The organism is Streptomyces paromomycinus (assembly GCF_003865155.1).
GTDB lineage: Bacteria > Actinomycetota > Actinomycetes > Streptomycetales > Streptomycetaceae > Streptomyces > Streptomyces chrestomyceticus.
Map to the genome: position 1 here is coordinate 3,944,565 of NZ_BHZD01000001.1, position 16,686 is coordinate 3,961,250.

A 16,686-nucleotide genomic window follows, 5' to 3' on the forward strand; every position below is an offset into this window, starting at 1 on the left:
GCCCAACCCGTCGTCCCGTCCGGCGCCCCTCAGGGCGCCGGACGGTTCCGGTTCAGCGCGTCCGGCGCGTCCGGCGCGCTCGGCACCCGCCGGTCAGAGCTTCTCCACCGGCGCGTACCGCAGCAGCAGCCGCTTCGGCTTCTCGCCGCCGAAGTCGATCGTCGCCTCCGCGTTGTCCCCGCTGCCCTTGACCGCGACGACCGACCCCAGCCCGAAGCTGTCGTGCGTGACGCGGTCGCCGACCGCCAGCGAGACGACCTCGCGGTCCTTGGCGCGCCGGGTCGCGAAGCCGCTCGGCCCCGCCTTCGTACGCGACGAGGACAGGCCGGAGCCGAAGCCCCCGCCGCCCGAGCCCGAGAGCGCGCCCATCGAGGCGGAGGGCGTCGCGGGGCCGGTGCGCCGCCAGTCGACGTACGACTCCGGGATCTCCTCCAGGAAGCGGGACGGCGGGTTGTACGACGGCTGGCCCCAGGCGCTGCGCATCGTGGAGCGGGTGACGTAGAGCCGTTCGCGGGCGCGCGTGATGCCGACGTACGCCAGGCGCCGCTCCTCCTCCAGCTCCTTGGTCTGGCCCAGCGCGCGCAGGTGCGGGAAGACGCCGTCCTCCATGCCGGTCAGGAAGACGGTGGGGAACTCCAGGCCCTTGGCGGTGTGCAGCGTCATCAGCGTGATGACGCCGGAGCCCTCCTCGTCCTCGTCGGGGATCTGGTCGGAGTCGGCGACCAGCGCGACCTGCTCCAGGAAGTCGGAGAGGGTGCCCGGGTTCTCTTCGCCGCGGTCCTGCTCGAATTCCAGGGCGACGGCGGCCAGTTCCTGGAGGTTCTCGATGCGGGTCTCGTCCTGCGGGTCGGTGGACGCCTGGAGCTCGGCGAGGTAGCCCGTACGCTCCAGGACCGCTTCCAGGACGGTGGCGGGACCCGCGCCGGACTCCACGACGGTGCGCAGCTCCTCCATCAGCGTGTTGAAGCGCTTGACGGCGTTGGCGGAGCGCGCGGCCATGCCGTACGCCTCGTCGACCCGGCGCAGCGCCTGCGGGAAGGTGATCTTCTCGCGGGCGGACAGCGCGTCGATCATGGCTTCGGCGCGGTCGCCGATGCCGCGCTTGGGCACGTTCAGGATGCGGCGCAGCGGGACGGTGTCCTCGGGGTTGCTGAGGACGCGCAGGTACGCGAGGACGTCGCGGACCTCCTTGCGCTCGTAGAAGCGCACCCCGCCGACGACCTTGTAGGGCAGGCCGACCCGGATGAAGATCTCTTCGAAGACCCGGGACTGGGCGTTGGTGCGGTAGAACACCGCGACGTCGCCCGCCTTGGCGTCGCCCGCGTCCGTCAGCCGGTCGATCTCGTCGGCGACGAACTGGGCCTCGTCGTGCTCGGTGTCGGCGACGTACCCGGTGATGCGGGGGCCCTCGCCGGCGTCCGTCCACAGGTTCTTGGGGCGGCGGTTCTCGTTGCGCTCGATGACGGCGTTGGCGGCGCTGAGGATCGTCTGGGAGGAGCGGTAGTTCTGCTCCAGCATGATCGTCGTGGCGTCCGGATAGTCCTCCTCGAACTGGAGGATGTTACGGATCGTGGCGCCGCGGAACGCGTAGATCGACTGGTCCGCGTCACCGACCACGCACAGCTCACCGGCGGTCTCGGCCGGCCCCACCAGCTCCCGCACGAGGGTGTACTGGGCGTGGTTGGTGTCCTGGTACTCGTCCACGAGGACGTGCCGGAAGCGGCGGCGGTAGTGGTCGGCGACATCGGGGAACGCCTGGAGGAGGTTGACCGTGGTCATGATGATGTCGTCGAAGTCCAGGGCGTTGGCCTCGCGCAGCCGCGCCTGGTACATCGTGTACGCCTCGGCGACCGACTTCTCGAACCCGTCGGCGGCCTGCTGGGCGAAGGTCTCCTCGTCGATGAGCTCGTTCTTGAGGTTGGAGACCTTGGCACTGAAGGACTTGGGCGGGAACCGCTTGGGGTCGAGGTCCAGATCCCGGCAGACCAGGGCCATCAGGCGCTTGGAGTCGGCCGCGTCGTAGATCGAGAAGGACGAGGTGAAGCCCAGCTTCTTGGACTCGCGGCGCAGGATGCGCACGCACGCGCTGTGGAAGGTGGAGACCCACATGGCGTTCGCCCGCGGGCCGACCAGCTCCTCGACGCGCTCCTTCATCTCGCCCGCGGCCTTGTTGGTGAAGGTGATCGCGAGGATCTCGCCCGGGTGCACACCGCGCGCGCCGAGCAGATGCGCGATGCGTTGCGTCAGGACGCGGGTCTTGCCGGAACCGGCGCCGGCGACGATGAGCAGCGGGCCGCCGGTGTGGGCCACGGCGGCCTTCTGCTGGTCGTTGAGCCCCTCCAGGAGGGCGGCCGGGTCCACCGCGGGGCGGGGGGCGCCGTCGCGGTAGTACGGGTCGCGGCCCGGGCCGACGGCGTGCGGGATGCCGCCGGGCACGTCGAAGCGCCCGCCGAACAGGTCGGCCGGGATCTCCTCCGGTGCCGGACCGTCCTCGTCCTCGGGAGGCGGCGGGGGCCCTTCACCCGTGGGTTCGAGGTCCGCCAGGAAGCTGTCGTCAAAGAGGCTGCTCATCGCCCACCGAGTCTAGGCCGCCGCACTGACAGCCCGGCCCGTACCGGGAAAACCGGCCGTGTGAGCTAGCACGCCCTGGACCGCCCCGGGCCGGACGGGTACGACAGCCGCCGCCCTCGTACGGTCACAAGTGATCCAGGACACGTCACGGACTCGACCAGATAACGAAAAGGTTTCGGGCATATCGAACATCAGCCTTCACAGGGGCCACACGGGTTGGCTACCGTGCTCGCTCGGGCAGCCCGCGTCCCCGCGGCCGACAGCGTCCGCACGGGCCGCCCCCGCCGAGTCCGGCCCTGCCGCCAGGCACCCGGAGCCGGGGACCCACACGTACCACCGAGGTGAATCGGCCGGTACGGCACACGACGAGAGGCGCCTCGGCGCACCGCCCGGAGCACCCGCCCAGGGCGCCGCCCCGGGCTCTCTCCCGCAGCCGTACGGGCCGTAGGGCACCCTTCCGTACGCCCGAACCTGACAGCTAACCCGGTAGGCGGTCCACGGAAGGAGTCGCCGGCCTTGGCGTCGCACCGCAAGCCGCGCACCCGCATACTCACCACCCCCGGCAGCCGCCGTACGGCCGCCGGGCTCACCACCGCCGCCCTCGCCTCCGTCACCCTGCTCTCGCAGACCGCCGAGGCCGCACCGCGTCAGCCCCGGCAGTCCGTCGAAGAGGTCAAGCAGAAGGTCGACGACCTCTATCGCCAGGCCGAGGTGGCGACCCAGAAGTACAACGGCGCCAAGGAGCAGGCCGACCGGCAGCGCGGCACCGTCGACCGGCTGCTGGACGAGTCCGCCCGGCGCACCCAGAAGATGAACGACGCCCGGCGTGAGCTGGGCGTCTACGCCTCGGCCCAGTACCGCACCGGCGGCCTGAGCCCGACCGCGCAGCTGCTCCTCGCGCAGAACCCGCAGCAGTTCGCCGACCGCAGCCACCTCATGGACCGGCTGACCGGCCGGCAGCAGCAGGCCGTCGCCGACTACCAGGAGCAGCAGGCCCAGGCCGTACGGCAGCGCGCCGACGCGTCGCGGAGCCTGGAGCGGCTGACCGAGACGCAGGCGTCCCTGAAGGAGGCCAAGAAGGACGTCCAGGACAAGCTGGCCGAGGCCCGGCAACTGCTGTCGCGGCTGACCGCCCAGGAGAAGGCGCGGCTGGCGGAGCTGGAGCGCAGGAAGGAGGCCGAGGCCAAGCGCAAGGCCGAGGAGCTGGCGCGCAAGCAGGCCGAAAAGGAGCGCAAGGAGCGGGCGGACCGCGAGCGGCACGACGGCCCTGGTCAGGGCACCGGTACCGGATCACCGGGCAGTGGTACCGGCGAGGGCTCCGGCGGCGGGACCGGCGGCGGCTCGGTGGACGACGGTTCGTACGCGACCAAGGCCGCCAAGGCGCTCGCGTTCGCCCGCGCACAGACCGGCAAGCCGTACGTCTGGGGCGCGACCGGTCCGAACTCCTACGACTGCTCCGGTCTGACGCAGGCGGCCTGGAAGGCGGCGGGGGTGTCCCTGCCGCGTACCACCTGGGACCAGGTGAAGGCCGGCGACCGGGTGGCGACCAAGGACCTGAAGCCGGGTGACCTGGTGTTCTTCTACGACGACATCAGCCACGTCGGAATGTACATCGGCGACGGCAAGATGATCCACGCGCCGAAGCCCGGTGCGAGCGTGCGGGTCGAGTCGATCTACTACATGCCGATCTACGGGAGCGTCCGGCCGGCATGAGAAGAGGGCCGTGGGGCGCGTGCCCCACGGCCCCCGGCAGGCCCTCGTCAGCCGCCGCTCACGTCCACAGCAGGGCGATGAAGATGTTGACCATCGTCAGCAGTCCGACAGCCAGGAACAGGGGCTTCTCCACCTTCTCCTCGTCGCGCTTCACGTAGACCAGGCCCAGGATCACCACCAGGATGCCGAGCTTGACGCCGAGCTTGACGTTGTCGAGCGAGTGGTCCTGGGCCTGGTTGAGGCCGACCAGGGCGATGCCGGTCACCAGCATCGTCAGCGCGCCGTGCAGCATGGCCGGCGTGTAGCGGGCGGTGCCCGCGCTCATCGGCTTCATCTGGGTCAGGAAGCCGCCGAGCAGCGAGGCGATGCCGATGATGTGCAGACCCACGAAGACCTTGGTCACTACGTCCATAGTGGTGGATCGTAGCCCTCGCCCGACAGCGCTTCTTACTTAGGTTGGCCTCTCCTGACGTTCCGGTCCGGCGTTCCGGCCTGGCGTTCCGGTCCGGCGTTCCGGCCTGGCGTTCCGGTCACAGCTCGTACTCAGCCCGCCTCCGAGGCATACGGACCCGGACACCGGCGCCCACGACCGGACCGAAAACGAGCAATACCCGGCAACCCGCCGCCTTTCCGGGCTCCGGAGGTTTAGCGTCCTTCATCAGGCGGCCGACTCCCCACCGCCGCCGGATTCCGCCCCGGCGGTCGTCGGCCGTCCCCGCCGAGAGGAAAGGCGGCGGCCCGCTCCCCCTGTTACGGGCCGCCGCCTGACCCAGCCGGGACGCCCTGCGAGTGCGGGGCCGGGACGACGCGCACGTACGGGACTTCGCCGGCCGGGACGTACGGAGCCCGGGACGTACGGAGCCCGGTCGGCCGGGACGGATATGTACGGGCGCCGCGCAGCGTCCCGCCTTAAGATCGGCCGCATGAACCTCCCTATAGACAACCCCCCTATAGATACGACCGGTTCACCCCTCCCCTCGCCCCTCGCCTCACCCGCCCCCCTCCCGTCCCATCTCCCGGACCTCGTCCGGATCTGGGTGCACGGCTGGACGCGCTGCCGCGGCACCGCCGCCCCCGTCGCCACGCGAGGCGGCTTCCACGTAGAGATCGGCCGTCCGGGCCAGCCGGGCCGCTACGTCTTCCCCACCGCCGACCCGGATGTCCTGCGGAGTCTCACCGCCTCGATCACCGCCCCCAACCTGTGGGTCAAGGTCTGCGCCCCGCGCGCGGTGATCGCCCCCGTGCTGCCGTCGGGCTGGGAGTTCGACGAACCGCAGTTCCTGATGTCCGTCACGCTGGCCGCCCCGGACGGGTCCCCGGCCCGCCGCCCCCACGCGCCGGCCGGCTACACGGTCGAGACGGTGAACAAGGACGGCGACGGCATCATCGACTGCCGCGTCCTGCACACCGCGACCGGCGATCTGGCAGCCCGGGGCCGGGCCGCGGTCACCGACGCCTGCACGCCGCCGGCCGTGATCTACGACATGATCAATACGAGTGCGGAGCACCGCCGCCGCGGTCTGGGCGGCCTCGTCATGAACACGCTCTCCGCGCACGCCGCCGAACTGGGTGCCGCCCACGGCATCCTGGTGGCCAGCCCGGAAGGCCGGGCCCTCTACCGGTCACTGGGCTGGCGGCTGCACGCCCCCGTCACGGCCGCGCGCATCCCGCCGCCGCCTGGCAGCGGGCCGGGTACCGTACCGCCGCCCGCCAGGACGTGACCGCACCTTCCGCCAGGATGTGATCATGCCCCCGTCAGGACGCTCGGCCCCAGAACGTGACCACGCTCGGCCTCAGGACATGACCACGCTCGGCCTCAGGACTTGACCACACCGCTGAGCCACCGGAAGACCTCCGGGATCTGGTTCTTCCACACGGCCGTGCCGTGGCCGCCCGCGCCCGGCGGTATCAGCTTCACCTTGACCGTGGTCGGGTTCTGGGCGAGCTGCTTGAGGGCGAGCCCGGCCTCGTAGCCGTCCCCGGAAGCGCCGGAGACGAAGAGCGCGGTACGCGGCGGCTTGCCCGCCTTGTTGGCGGCCTTGAGGATGGTGACCGGATTGCTCTCGATACGCAGCTTGGGGTCCTTGCCGGCGAGCGAGGCGGGCTCCAGCTTCGGGTCGTTGAAGCCGGAGAGGCTGACGGCGGCGCGGTAGCGGTCGGGGTGGGCCAGCGCGAGCTTGGTGGCGCAGTGCGCGCCCGCCGAGTAGCCCGTCAGCGCCCAGGATTCGGCCTTGTCCTCGGCCCGGAAGTTGTCGATCACCATCTGGCGTACGTCGACGCTCAGCCAGCTGTCGGCGTTCGCCTTGCCCGGTATGTTGACGCAGCCGGTGTCCACGCTGCCCAGGAGCGTGGTGCGCGGCGCGACGAGGATGAAGGGCTTGATCTTGCCCCGCTCCATCAGCGACTTCAGCTGCTCGGGCGCCTTGAGCGTACCCATCCAGGACTTGGCGGAGCCGGGGAAGCCGGGCAGCATCTGCACGACGGGGAACTTCTTGTCCCGGTACGCCGGGTCGTCGTACTGCGGCGGCAGCCAGACGTACACCTCGCCGCTCACCCCCGAGATCCGCCCCTTGAACTCGCCCTCCTGGACGCCCGGGCCGACCACCGAGTCCTTCGGCGGCCCGAACTTCACCAGTTGCTTGGGTTCGTCCTTCAGCTTCAGCCCGCCCAGGCCGTCCGGCCCGAGGTCCTTGGCTGCTTCTACGTGGTCGGACGTGCCGAGCAGGTCGGACCAGTTGTCGTAGAGGCTGTTGGCGTTGTTGACAGTGACGAACACCAGCGTGATCGCGGTGGCCTGGGCGAACAGCAGCATGCCCAGTCGCGCCAGCCCCCGTACGAACTGAGGGCCTCGGACGCGGCTCCACAGCGCGAACGGCAGCACGACGGCGACGACCAGCAGCGCGATCGCAGTGAGGAAGAAGGGCGTACCCGTCAGACTCATCGGGGATCTCGCTTCCAGGGAATGTGCGGCGTGGGCATGGTTCTGGCCCTGCCGTCGGCAGCGAGCCTCTCCGCAAGATTAGATGGTCATCCGACAGCCCTCGGTTGCCCCCCTCGGAACCTTCTTTGCACACATCGGCCGACCGGTGGCCGCGCGGGGTAAACCTGACAATCGTCATACGAACGTATGGGCGACGCGATACTAAAGACAGATGTGCAGGGGCGTTGCGGCCGGAAAAATCGCAGACAAGCCGGAAACCCGGCGACCTGACACGCACGCACGACGCGGGCTCGCGAGCACGCACGACGCGTCCTGACACGCACGCAAGCAAGCAAAGAGATCACCCGGCCATCCGAAGACCGGCAGGGGCTCGCCGGAGCCCTCCCGGTCACGTCCCTGACGGAGATCACCATGCCCCTGCACCCTCCGAGCCGCACGAGCCGCCCGAGCCGCCGCCGATTAAGACTGGCGGCGACCACCACGGCCGCCGCACTGGCCCTGCTGACACCGGCTCTCCCTGCCTCGGCCGTCGGGACGGACGCCTCGCGCCCCACACCCGCCGCAGCCGCCTTGCCCACCCTCACCACCACTCCCACTCCCCCCACAGCACCGGTCCCGCCGCACCACACCCGCTCGACCCGCACCGGCTCGCCCCACGCCGACCCGGACCCCGTCAACCCAGACCTCGCCGGCCCGGAACACACCAGCCCCGACCCCAGCGGCCTGGACCGCAAGGCGCTGGACCGGACGCTGCGGAATCTGCACGACGTAGGCATGTTCGGCGCCTATTCCGCCGTCCGGAACGGCGACACGTCCTGGCAGGGCGCCTCCGGCGTCGCCGACGTACGGACGGGCCGCCCCACGACACCGCAGCTCCAGCACCGCATAGGCAGCATCACCAAGACGTTCACCGCCACCGCCGTGCTCCAGCTGGCCGGCAAGGGCCGCATAGACCTGGACGCGCCGATCGGCCGCTATCTGCCCGATGTGGTCCCCGGTGAGCGCGGCCGGGCGATCACGGTACGGATGCTGCTCAACCACACCAGCGGGATCGCCGATTACGCCTACGCCATCTGGCAGCAGCCGGAGGACCTGGAAAAACAGCGCTTCCACCGCTGGGACCCGCGCGAGCTGGCCAGGCTGGGTCTGGCAGCGGCCCCGACCGGCAAGCCCGGCGATGCCCACCACTACGCCAACACCAACTACGTGATAGCCGGGTTGCTGCTCCGCAAGGTCACCGGCCAGACGCCGGAGAGGTACATCACCGACCACGTCATACGTAAGGCCGGCCTCCGGCACACCTACTTCCCGGCCTCGCCCCGAATAGCCGGGCCGCACTCCAAGATGTACGAAGGCCTGCACGGCGAGTTCGTCCCGCCGCGAGACTTCAGCGTCCAGGACATGTCCTGGGCCGGTACGGCCGGCTCGCTGGTCTCGACGACGGACGACCTCAACCACTTCTTCCGCTCCCTGCTGACCGGCAAGCTGCTCGGTCCGGCCGAGCTGCGCGAGATGCAGACCACGGTGCCGACGGACACTCCCCGGCTCCGGTACGGGCTCGGCATGTTCTCGCTGGATTCGGACTGCGGACGGTTCTGGGGCCACAACGGCCTGGTCATGGGCGCCGAAACCGCGTCCTACTCCAGCCCGGACGGCAGGCGGCAGCTCTCCCTCGGCACAAACCTGGTGCGTTACTACGGATTCGAGGCGGACGGCACCACCCCGACCGTGGGCCCGATCGACTACGCGAAGGCCGCGCACATCGGCCAGGCCCTGTGCGCGACTCCGCTCCAGGGGACGAAGAGCTAGGTAAAGGGGAGGGAGGGGGGGAGGGAGGGGAGGAGGGCTGAGCGGGCGGGGCGAGGAGGGAGGAGAGGCGGGGGCAGGGCGGAGGGAGGGAGAGGAGAGGGAGCGGGGGCGGGGCGGGGCGGGGCGGGGCGGGGCGGGGTGAGGGTGAGCGCCGGAGCCCCGTTGCCTACCGGGAGGACAGGACCAGCTCAGGCCCCCTGCCCGGCTGCCCCTCCCGTCCCGGAGATCACCTCGCCGATCATGCCGGCCAAGCGGTGCATCTGCGCAGCGAGTTCGCGTCGCTCCTCGGGCGCGAACTGCGACAGCGCGGCGTACTGGCGTGCGCGCAGTCCGGCCTGCATGGCGGCAAGGCGCTCGGCGCCTTCCTCGGTGAGACGGACGAGAACCTGGCGCTCGTCGTGCGGTGCGCGGCGGCGGACGACCACGTTCTTGCTCTCCAGCTGCTGGAGCATGCGCGTGGCGGTGGGAACGCTGATCTCGGCGTTGGCGGCCAGGCGGCTGACCGGCAGGCCCTCGCCCCGGGCGTCTTCGGCCAGCGCGGCGAGCACGGTCATCTGCGACATGGACAGGCCGGCGGCCTCGGGCCGGCCGACCGTGGCAGCCCGTGAGCGTCGCATCGCGTAGAAGAGCCGGTCGGCAGCCTGGGCCAGCCCCTCGATGTCGGGCTCCACGCGCGGTTCAGCGGCGCTACCGGGCCGGGCTTCACTCGTCTCGCTCATAACTGTTAGCTTACTAAAAGAATATCGTTAGCAACCTAAGCATTAGGAGGCGAAGCGTCATGTCATCCCCCGCTCGCATCGACGTCCACCAGCACATCGTCCCGCGTGTCTGGGCCCGGACCCTCGCCGCGCAGGGCCTCGACTCCGGCGGCTGGGCCATCCCGGACTGGAGCCCCGAGAGCGCCGTCGCGATGATGGATCAGCAGGGCATCGCCACCGGCGTCCTGTCCGTCACCGCCCCCGGCGTACACCTCGGCGCCGACGACCAGGCCCGGGACCTCGCCCGCGCCGTGAACGAGTACGGCGCCGAGGTCGTGAAGGACAACCCCGCCCGCTTCGGCCACTTCGCCGGCGTTCCGCTGCCCGACATCGACGCCGCCGTCGCCGAGGCCGTGTACGCGCTGGACGTCCTGCACGCCGACGGCGTCGTACTGATGTCCAATGCCCGCGGGCGCTACCTCGGAGACCCCGGCTTCGAGCCGCTGTGGGCCGAACTCGACCGCCGCGCGGCGAACGTCTTCGTGCACCCCGCCCAGCCGCCGATGCCCCTGCTCCCCGGCACTCCCGCCCCGCTCGCGGACTATGTCTTCGACACCACCCGCAGCGCGCTCAACCTCGTACTGAACGGCGTCATGAGCCGCTACCCCAACGTGCGGGTGATCCTCTCCCACGGCGGCGGATTCCTCCCCTACGCCGCCTACCGCTTCTCCGGCCTGACCTCCATGGCCGTCGACCCCGACCGCACGTCCGAGGACGTCCTGCGCGACCTGAAGCGCTTCTACTTCGACACCGCGCTGTCCGCCAGCCCCAGCGCCCTGCCCGCGCTGCTCGCCTTCGCGGAACCGGGACACGTCCTGTACGGCAGCGACTGGCCCTTCGCCCCTCAGGAGGCCGGGAGCTACTACAACCACTTCCTGGAGACCTACCCGGACTTCGCCCCCGGCCAGGAGGAAGCCGTCAACCGCGAGAACGCCGAGGTCCTCTTCCCCCGTCTCGCCCGACGCGACTGAGGACGACGAGGGAGGCCCCTGACACCCCGGATGTGTCCGGGACGTACGGCCGTCCGCGTCCTGCTCGCTACCAGGCCGGTCGGGGGCCTGCCGGGCCGGGTGGGGGCCTACCGGGCCAGGTGGTGGCCCACCGGGCCAGGTGGTGGCCCACCGGGCCAGGTGGTGGCCCACCGGGCCAGGTGGTGGCCCACCGGGCCAGGTGGTGGCTACCGGGCCAGGGCCGGGGGCCTACGGGTCGGGGGGGCGGGGGCGGGCGGGGTGCGCGGGCGCAGGCGTTCCCCCTGGGGGCCGAACATGATCAGGTATTCGACCGGCCCGTCGGAGCCGGCGTTCGCGACTCCGTGTGGGGTGCGGGTGTCGAACTCGACCACGTCCCCGGCGGCCAGGACGAGGTCCTGACCGCCGAGTGCGAGCCTCAGCCGCCCGTACAGGACGCACAGCCATTCGTAACCGCCGTGGGAGACCTGGCGCGGCCGCGCGGACGGCTCTACGGCGGCGGGCAGAACGTGCTTGTGGGCGTGCAGGCCGCCGACGTACCGGGTCAGCGGCAGCACCACCTTGTCGTCACCGAACCGCTGGAGCGCGGAGACGCGGAGTTGGGAGGTGTGGGGCCCGTCCGCAGGGGCGGGGGCGGTGCCGGCCAGCTCGTCCAAGGAGACGCCGTACTCCTTCGCCAGGTGCAACACCACTTCCAGGGTGGGCTTGCGGCGGCCGGTCTCGATCCGCGACAGCGTGCTCGGCGAGATGCCGGTCGCGCAGCTCACGCCGGTGAGCGTGGCGCCGCGATGTTCGCGTGCGGCACGCAGCCGGGGGCCCATCGCCGCCAGCGTCTCGGCCACGTCCTCGCCTGTCGCCCTCCCCGCCGTCCTCTCCGCCGTCCTCTCCGCCGTCCTCTCCGTCATTCTCGCCGCCGCCCTTCCCCTGGCCTTCCGGACTTCCCTGGCAGGCACACCGCCCTGGCCTGCAAGTTTGCCAGGCTGGCAACGGCGATCGCGCCGGGTGGCTGCCGCACCGCATGATCGACGGGTATCCGCGTCCGTCCGTGCACCGAGGAGCAGACCATGCAGTCCGAGCCGTCCGCCGCACTCCACCACCGCACTGTCGAAACCCCGGCCGGCCGCCTGCACCTGGTCGAGCAGGGCACCGGCCCGCTGGTCCTGCTCGTGCACGGATTCCCCGAGTCCTGGTACTCCTGGCGCCGTCAGCTACCGGCCCTCGCCGCGGCCGGCTACCGGGCGGTGGCGATCGACGTACGCGGCTACGGCCGCTCCTCGAAGCCCGCGGCGACCGACGCCTACCGGATGCTCGACCTGGTGGCGGACAACGTCGCCGTCGTGCGCGCCCTCGGCGAGGAGAACGCGGTGGTCGTCGGGCACGACTGGGGTTCCACCATCGCGGCCACGTCCGCGTTGCTCCGTCCCGAGGTCTTCAGCGCCGTCGCGCTGCTGAGCGTCCCGTACGCGCCGCCCGGCGGGCCCCGCCCCACCAGCGTCTTCAGTCGGATCGGCGGCCCTGGCGGCCCGGAGGAGGAGTTCTATGTCTCCTACTTCCAGGAGCCGGGCCGCGCCGAAGCGGAGATCGAGCCCGACGTCCGGGGCTGGCTCGCCGGCTTCTACGCCGCCCTGTCCGCCGACACCATGCCTGCCCAGGGGGAACCCGACCCGCACTTCGTCGCCCGCGGCGGCGGCCGGCTGCGCGACCGCTTTCCCGTCGACGCCCTCCCGGCCTGGCTGACCGAGGACGATCTCGACGTCTACGCGGCGGAGTTCGAGCGCACCGGCATGACCGGCGCACTCAACCGCTACCGCAACATGGACCGCGACTGGGAGGATCTCGCCCCGCACCGCGGCGCCCCGATCGAGCAGCCGTCCCTGTTCATCGGCGGCACCCTGGACGCCTCCACCACCTGGATGTCCGACGCCATCGACGCCTTCCCCACCACCCTCCCCGGCCTGACCGCCTCCCACCTCCTGGACGGCTGCGGCCACTGGGTCCAGCAGGAACGCCCCGAGGAGGTCAACCGTCTGCTGACCGGCTGGCTCACCGCCCTCACAGGCCGAGCCTGACCGGCCAGGAGGCGGAAGGCCGGAGGCCGAGGGGAGGCGGGAGGCGGAAGGCGGAAGGCGGAAGGCGGGACGCGGGGGGGGGTGGGACGCGGGAGGCGGGACGCGGGTCAGGCTCGGCGTTCGCGGCTCAGCCACAGGCCGGCGGCCGCGGCGAGCGCGCCGACGCCGCACGCCACGCTCAGCAGGATCTGCTTCGCCCCCTCCCCGACCGTCATGTTGACGAACAAATTGCCCAGCAGACACGCGGCGAGCAACAGCCAGAGCAGGGCTTTCATGGGGTCCTCCGTAGCGGTGGTGGTGACGGTCGGGTGGTACGGCTTCGACTCTTCCGGACGAGGGCCGTACCGACGATGGGGCCAGCACCCCGGCCGTGGTGCAGCCAACACCCCGGTACGGGGTGGATGCAGGGATGAGCGCGGAGCCGGACGCCGGGGCCGGGAAAGGGGCCGGGAAAGGGTTCGCGATGATCACGGCGTGAACGTGTTCACATCGGCGGTGGCGGGCTGAGCGCCAGAACGATCCGGCCGAACTCCCGGCGAGAGCTTGCGACGCGGCGGCTGCTGGACTGCACGCTGCGGTGAGTGGCGGTACGTGGCGGGCTTCTGCGCCGGGTGCGTGGACACGTGGACGACCTTTGGCTCGCCTGCTGTTCACCCTCCGCTGGGGACTACGCGTGGTTACTCCTCTCCGCCGCTCAGGTGGTCTTCGCCTTCGGGTTCCCGCCACTGCCCACGCGCTGCATCGTGTCGCGGGTCGAGCCCGGGCGGGAGAAGGAACGGGCGAGGTGGGCGAAGTGACGGGTGCGTTCGGCGCGGAGGTGTTCGGCGGCCGGGTCGGGGGGCGGTGAGTCGCCTCGGCAGGGGCGGCAGAGACCGCCGGGGAGGGCTTCCGGACGGCCCGGGACGCCGCACTCGGTGCATTCGAGGATGCGCAGCATGCGGGTGGGGGCGGCTTCGTTCGGCGCTGGGAGGGGTGGCGCCGGGGGGAGTTTGTCGGTGAGGCGGCGACGGGCGATGGCGCCTGCGGAGTACACCTCGGCGGGCAGGCCGGCGGTGAGGGCGGTGACGAGGTGGGCGCTGGTCACGCCCCGGGCCAGCCACTCGGCGGCGAGGCCTTCGAGTGCCGCACACTCGGCGGCGGAAAGGATCATGCGGGGGTCGGCGGCACCGAGGGCGGCGAGAGCCGCGTACGCCGGGGAGGGGGCCGGTGGCGCCGGGACGGGGTTGGCGGGTACCGCGCGGCGGGAGGGCAGCGGTCGCTCGTCCGGTTGAACCTGCGGAAGGAGCGGGGGCGGAGGCGAAGACGGGGGCGGCGACGGCTCCGGAGGTGAGAGCGGGGGCGTCGGCGGGGACGGCTCAGGGGACGGTTGTGCCGGTGCCGGTGCCGGTGCCGGTGTCGGTGAGGGGGCTCCGGCGGTCAGGAAGTGGTGCCACCAGGCGTCGTCGCGGGCGGTGCGGGTGAAGTACGTGCGGTAGACCCACTGGGAGCGGCCGTTGCCGACGGTCTCCTGGACGCGGCGCAGATGGCCTGCCGTGGAGAGGCGGGTGAGGGCGGAGCGGACGGCTTGCTGGCCGTAGCGGGGCTGGGCGGCGGCGAGGGTTTTGACGTCCATCGCGGCGCCGTCCGGGAGCCGGTCGATGAAGGCGCCGAGGTACGCCTCGCGTTCGGGGAGGTGGGCGAAGTCGTCCCGACGGGAACGTGCCTGGTCAGGGGCGCTTCGCTTGCCGTAGCCGGTAGCGGCTTTGGGGTGTGCGGGTACGGGCGCGCAGGGTGCCGTAGTAAGTTTGGCGTCAGCCACAGGATCGTGCCGTTCGATCTTGGAGGTCAGACCCCGGTTCGGTGTTGGTAGCACCTGCCGGGGTTGTTTATTGCTCGCAACGCGCAACCGCTGCTCGCTGTCGCGACGGTAGAGCCTCGCGACGCTCGGTGGCAAGCCGGTCACGAGAAGTCATCCGCGCTGGTATGCGCGGGGGTTGGGAGGGCGGGTGGGTTGTCCCAACCCACCCGTTCCTTACAGAAGGAGCTCGACGCCCGCCCTCCGGAGCTCGGGGCTCAAGCGCCGGAGGTAACGGCGAATTGCACGAAGGCCGACCAGGCACGGGGGGAGATGGCGAGCTGAAGCCCGGTCGCGTCTTTGGAGTCGCGGACATGGACGGCGCCGGGGCGGGTGGCTACCTCCACGCACGATCCCCCGTCGGCGCCACTGTAGGTGGACTTCCTCCACATGACCGCAGCACTCATAAGCCTTTCGCCACCTCTCGAATATATGCGGCGCTGTCCTCAGACCCCAGCGCCTGCATGCGGATCATCCCGTACAGGTGGGCCAGTTCACTCACGTTGCTCGCCTCGGATTGCAACGTGCTGGTGCCCTGCCCCGCCGAATACGCGTACGTCTCGTGCTCGGCAGTCTCAAGCAGTACAAGCGGGCCGCCGAATGCCTGGTAGGGCGCACGACCGACGGGCAGAACCTGAACCGATACGTTGCGCAGTTCCTGGCGCTCCAGTAGACGGTCGAGTTGCCGCTTCATCACCTCGGCACCCCCAACCATCGTACGCAGAGCCGCCTCGTAGACAACAAAGCTGAACAGCACGGTCGGTTCGGCCTCAATCCGCCGCTGGCGCTCCATCCGGAACTCGACGCGCGCTTCCACCGTCTCATCGTCCACCGGAGGGAACGCATGGATCATCAGCTCACGCGCGTACTCCTCTGTTTGCAGCAGGCCCGGGATGAGGAGGTCCTCGTACCAGTGCAACGTGATCGCCTCTTTTTCGAGGTCCATGAACTCGTTGCAGTGCCGCGGGCACTTCTCCGGCTTCAGATATTCGTACGCCGCCTCCAACATCCCATGCGCACCGCACATCTGCTCCGCAACCCGAAGCATCCGCAGCGTCGGCCTCCGGCGCCCCTGCTCCATGGATTTCAGGTACTCCGCGTCGTAACTCGCCTCCTCGGCGAGTTCTTCGCGGGAGAGCCCCGCATGCGTGCGCCATAGCTTGAGTTGATCGCCGCAGTAGCGCCACGTCATCGGTAGCTCGGCGGGTCCATTCGGCATCGCGTCCCCTTTCCTCGGCACGACCGGTACAGCCTGGTGCGTACCCTTGTCGCGGCTGCTGACGGTACGCCCGGGACGACAGGCTCGGGGCCGTGAACGACGGAAATTCCCCCCTCCAGAATGAATGGTGGCTGCCGCGCCATCCCCGTAGCGCGCGACGGGCGCGTAAGTACCTGCGTGAACTCGCGGAGGTGTGGCAGTTGCAGGCCGAGGCGACCGACACCGCCGTGCTCATGCTGAGCGAACTGACGGCCAACGCCTGTGTCCACTCACGCGCTCCGCGCGGCCGCTACGTACGGGTGCGGTGCCTGCTCCACGCGGAGCGGCTACGCGTCGAGGTGTCCGACGCCGGTTTCGCGATGCCCGAGCCCCGGGTGGCGGACTGTTACGACGAGGACGGGCGCGGACTGGCGCTGGTCGCGGCGCTGTCGGACGAGTGGGGAGTGCACCCGCGCCCGTACGGGATCGGGAAGGTGGTGTGGTTCGAGGTGAGCGGCTGCCTCAGCGCCCCCGGCTCCGGCTCACTGCTTCGGGAGACGGCGGAGGAAGTCCAGTAGCAGCGTGCAGAACGCCGTGGGCTGTTCCGGCGGCGCGAGGTGTCCAGCGATTTGGGGCGCACGTAGTGGAGCAGGTGCGGGCGGAGCTTTCCGCCCGCGCACGCCACGTTCACCATCGCTGGTGGTTTGCCCCGTGCTGCCGCTTATGCCGTCAGTGTCCGGGGAGGGGTCCGGACATGGCCGCTGCTGAACCCGTTGAACCCGGGGACGCGCACCAACCGTGCCCGGCTCCGTTCCCGATGCCCCC

General features: G+C 70.9%; 15 protein-coding genes. 6 read left to right on the top strand and 9 right to left on the bottom strand.

Features of this window, described 5'->3' with window-relative positions:
* Positions 1 to 93 precede the first annotated feature (93 nt).
* A complete protein-coding gene (gene pcrA, locus OEIGOIKO_RS16245) occupies positions 94 to 2,571 on the bottom strand; it encodes a DNA helicase PcrA (protein WP_125054671.1) in 2,478 nt (825 codons plus the stop codon).
* Positions 2,572 to 3,087: 516 nt separating this feature from the next.
* Between pcrA and OEIGOIKO_RS16250 the strand changes: the two genes are divergently transcribed.
* Entirely contained in the window at positions 3,088 to 4,284 is a 1,197-nt protein-coding gene (locus OEIGOIKO_RS16250; protein WP_125054672.1) for a C40 family peptidase, read from the top strand.
* 58 nt (positions 4,285 to 4,342) lie between these two features.
* Here OEIGOIKO_RS16250 and OEIGOIKO_RS16255 read toward each other — a convergent pair whose 3' ends face one another.
* Positions 4,343 to 4,696 (bottom strand): hypothetical protein, encoded by a 354-nt coding sequence (locus OEIGOIKO_RS16255; RefSeq protein ID WP_125054673.1) that lies wholly within the window; start codon positions 4,694 to 4,696, stop codon positions 4,343 to 4,345.
* A 511-nt stretch (positions 4,697 to 5,207) separates the two neighbouring features.
* Between OEIGOIKO_RS16255 and OEIGOIKO_RS16260 the strand changes: the two genes are divergently transcribed.
* Positions 5,208 to 6,005, top strand: coding sequence for a GNAT family N-acetyltransferase (locus OEIGOIKO_RS16260; RefSeq protein ID WP_170251721.1), 798 nt, complete (start codon positions 5,208 to 5,210; stop codon positions 6,003 to 6,005).
* Between the two features lie 95 nt (positions 6,006 to 6,100).
* On the opposite strand, the gene OEIGOIKO_RS16265 is transcribed toward OEIGOIKO_RS16260, so the two are convergent.
* Positions 6,101 to 7,225, bottom strand: a complete 1,125-nt coding sequence (locus OEIGOIKO_RS16265) for an alpha/beta hydrolase (protein WP_125054675.1) — start codon at positions 7,223 to 7,225, stop codon at positions 6,101 to 6,103.
* 570 nt (positions 7,226 to 7,795) lie between these two features.
* On the opposite strand from OEIGOIKO_RS16265, the gene OEIGOIKO_RS16270 reads away from it, so the two are divergent.
* Positions 7,796 to 9,034, top strand: coding sequence for a serine hydrolase domain-containing protein (locus OEIGOIKO_RS16270; protein ID WP_246177365.1), 1,239 nt, complete (start codon positions 7,796 to 7,798; stop codon positions 9,032 to 9,034).
* Between the two features lie 188 nt (positions 9,035 to 9,222).
* On the opposite strand, the gene OEIGOIKO_RS16275 is transcribed toward OEIGOIKO_RS16270, so the two are convergent.
* Positions 9,223 to 9,753, bottom strand: coding sequence for a MarR family winged helix-turn-helix transcriptional regulator (locus OEIGOIKO_RS16275; protein ID WP_125054677.1), 531 nt, complete (start codon positions 9,751 to 9,753; stop codon positions 9,223 to 9,225).
* 59 nt (positions 9,754 to 9,812) lie between these two features.
* Between OEIGOIKO_RS16275 and OEIGOIKO_RS16280 the strand changes: the two genes are divergently transcribed.
* The gene (locus OEIGOIKO_RS16280) at positions 9,813 to 10,763 is read left to right on the top strand and encodes an amidohydrolase family protein (protein WP_125054678.1); all 951 of its coding nucleotides are present in this window, start codon (positions 9,813 to 9,815) and stop codon (positions 10,761 to 10,763) included.
* Between the two features lie 206 nt (positions 10,764 to 10,969).
* Here the strand turns inward: OEIGOIKO_RS16280 and OEIGOIKO_RS16285 are convergent, their stop codons facing one another.
* A complete protein-coding gene (locus tag OEIGOIKO_RS16285; RefSeq protein WP_246178022.1) occupies positions 10,970 to 11,581 on the bottom strand; it encodes a helix-turn-helix domain-containing protein in 612 nt (203 codons plus the stop codon).
* 243 nt (positions 11,582 to 11,824) lie between these two features.
* Between OEIGOIKO_RS16285 and OEIGOIKO_RS16290 the strand changes: the two genes are divergently transcribed.
* Positions 11,825 to 12,829, top strand: a complete 1,005-nt coding sequence (locus tag OEIGOIKO_RS16290) for an alpha/beta fold hydrolase (RefSeq protein ID WP_125054680.1) — start codon at positions 11,825 to 11,827, stop codon at positions 12,827 to 12,829.
* 107 nt (positions 12,830 to 12,936) lie between these two features.
* Here the strand turns inward: OEIGOIKO_RS16290 and OEIGOIKO_RS41610 are convergent, their stop codons facing one another.
* From OEIGOIKO_RS41610 to OEIGOIKO_RS16305, 4 genes are all read right to left on the bottom strand, one after another.
* Positions 12,937 to 13,104: a hypothetical protein gene (locus OEIGOIKO_RS41610; RefSeq protein ID WP_170251723.1), complete on the bottom strand. Its 168-nt coding sequence runs from the start codon at positions 13,102 to 13,104 to the stop codon at positions 12,937 to 12,939.
* A gap of 419 nt (positions 13,105 to 13,523) precedes the next feature.
* Complete coding sequence (locus tag OEIGOIKO_RS16295) at positions 13,524 to 14,441, bottom strand: MarR family transcriptional regulator (RefSeq protein WP_174857169.1); 918 nt, start codon at positions 14,439 to 14,441, stop codon at positions 13,524 to 13,526.
* 440 nt (positions 14,442 to 14,881) lie between these two features.
* Positions 14,882 to 15,070 carry a DUF397 domain-containing protein gene (locus tag OEIGOIKO_RS16300; RefSeq protein ID WP_125054681.1) on the bottom strand — a complete coding sequence of 63 codons (189 nt, stop codon included), beginning with the start codon at positions 15,068 to 15,070 and terminating at the stop codon, positions 14,882 to 14,884.
* Complete coding sequence (locus tag OEIGOIKO_RS16305; protein ID WP_246177366.1) at positions 15,067 to 15,882, bottom strand: helix-turn-helix domain-containing protein; 816 nt, start codon at positions 15,880 to 15,882, stop codon at positions 15,067 to 15,069. The genes OEIGOIKO_RS16300 and OEIGOIKO_RS16305 overlap by 4 nt, the downstream gene beginning before the upstream one ends.
* Before the next feature lie 92 nt (positions 15,883 to 15,974).
* On the opposite strand from OEIGOIKO_RS16305, the gene OEIGOIKO_RS16310 reads away from it, so the two are divergent.
* On the top strand, positions 15,975 to 16,439 hold the full coding sequence (locus OEIGOIKO_RS16310; RefSeq protein ID WP_125054682.1) for an ATP-binding protein: 465 nt from the start codon (positions 15,975 to 15,977) through the stop codon (positions 16,437 to 16,439).
* Positions 16,440 to 16,686 lie beyond the last annotated feature (247 nt).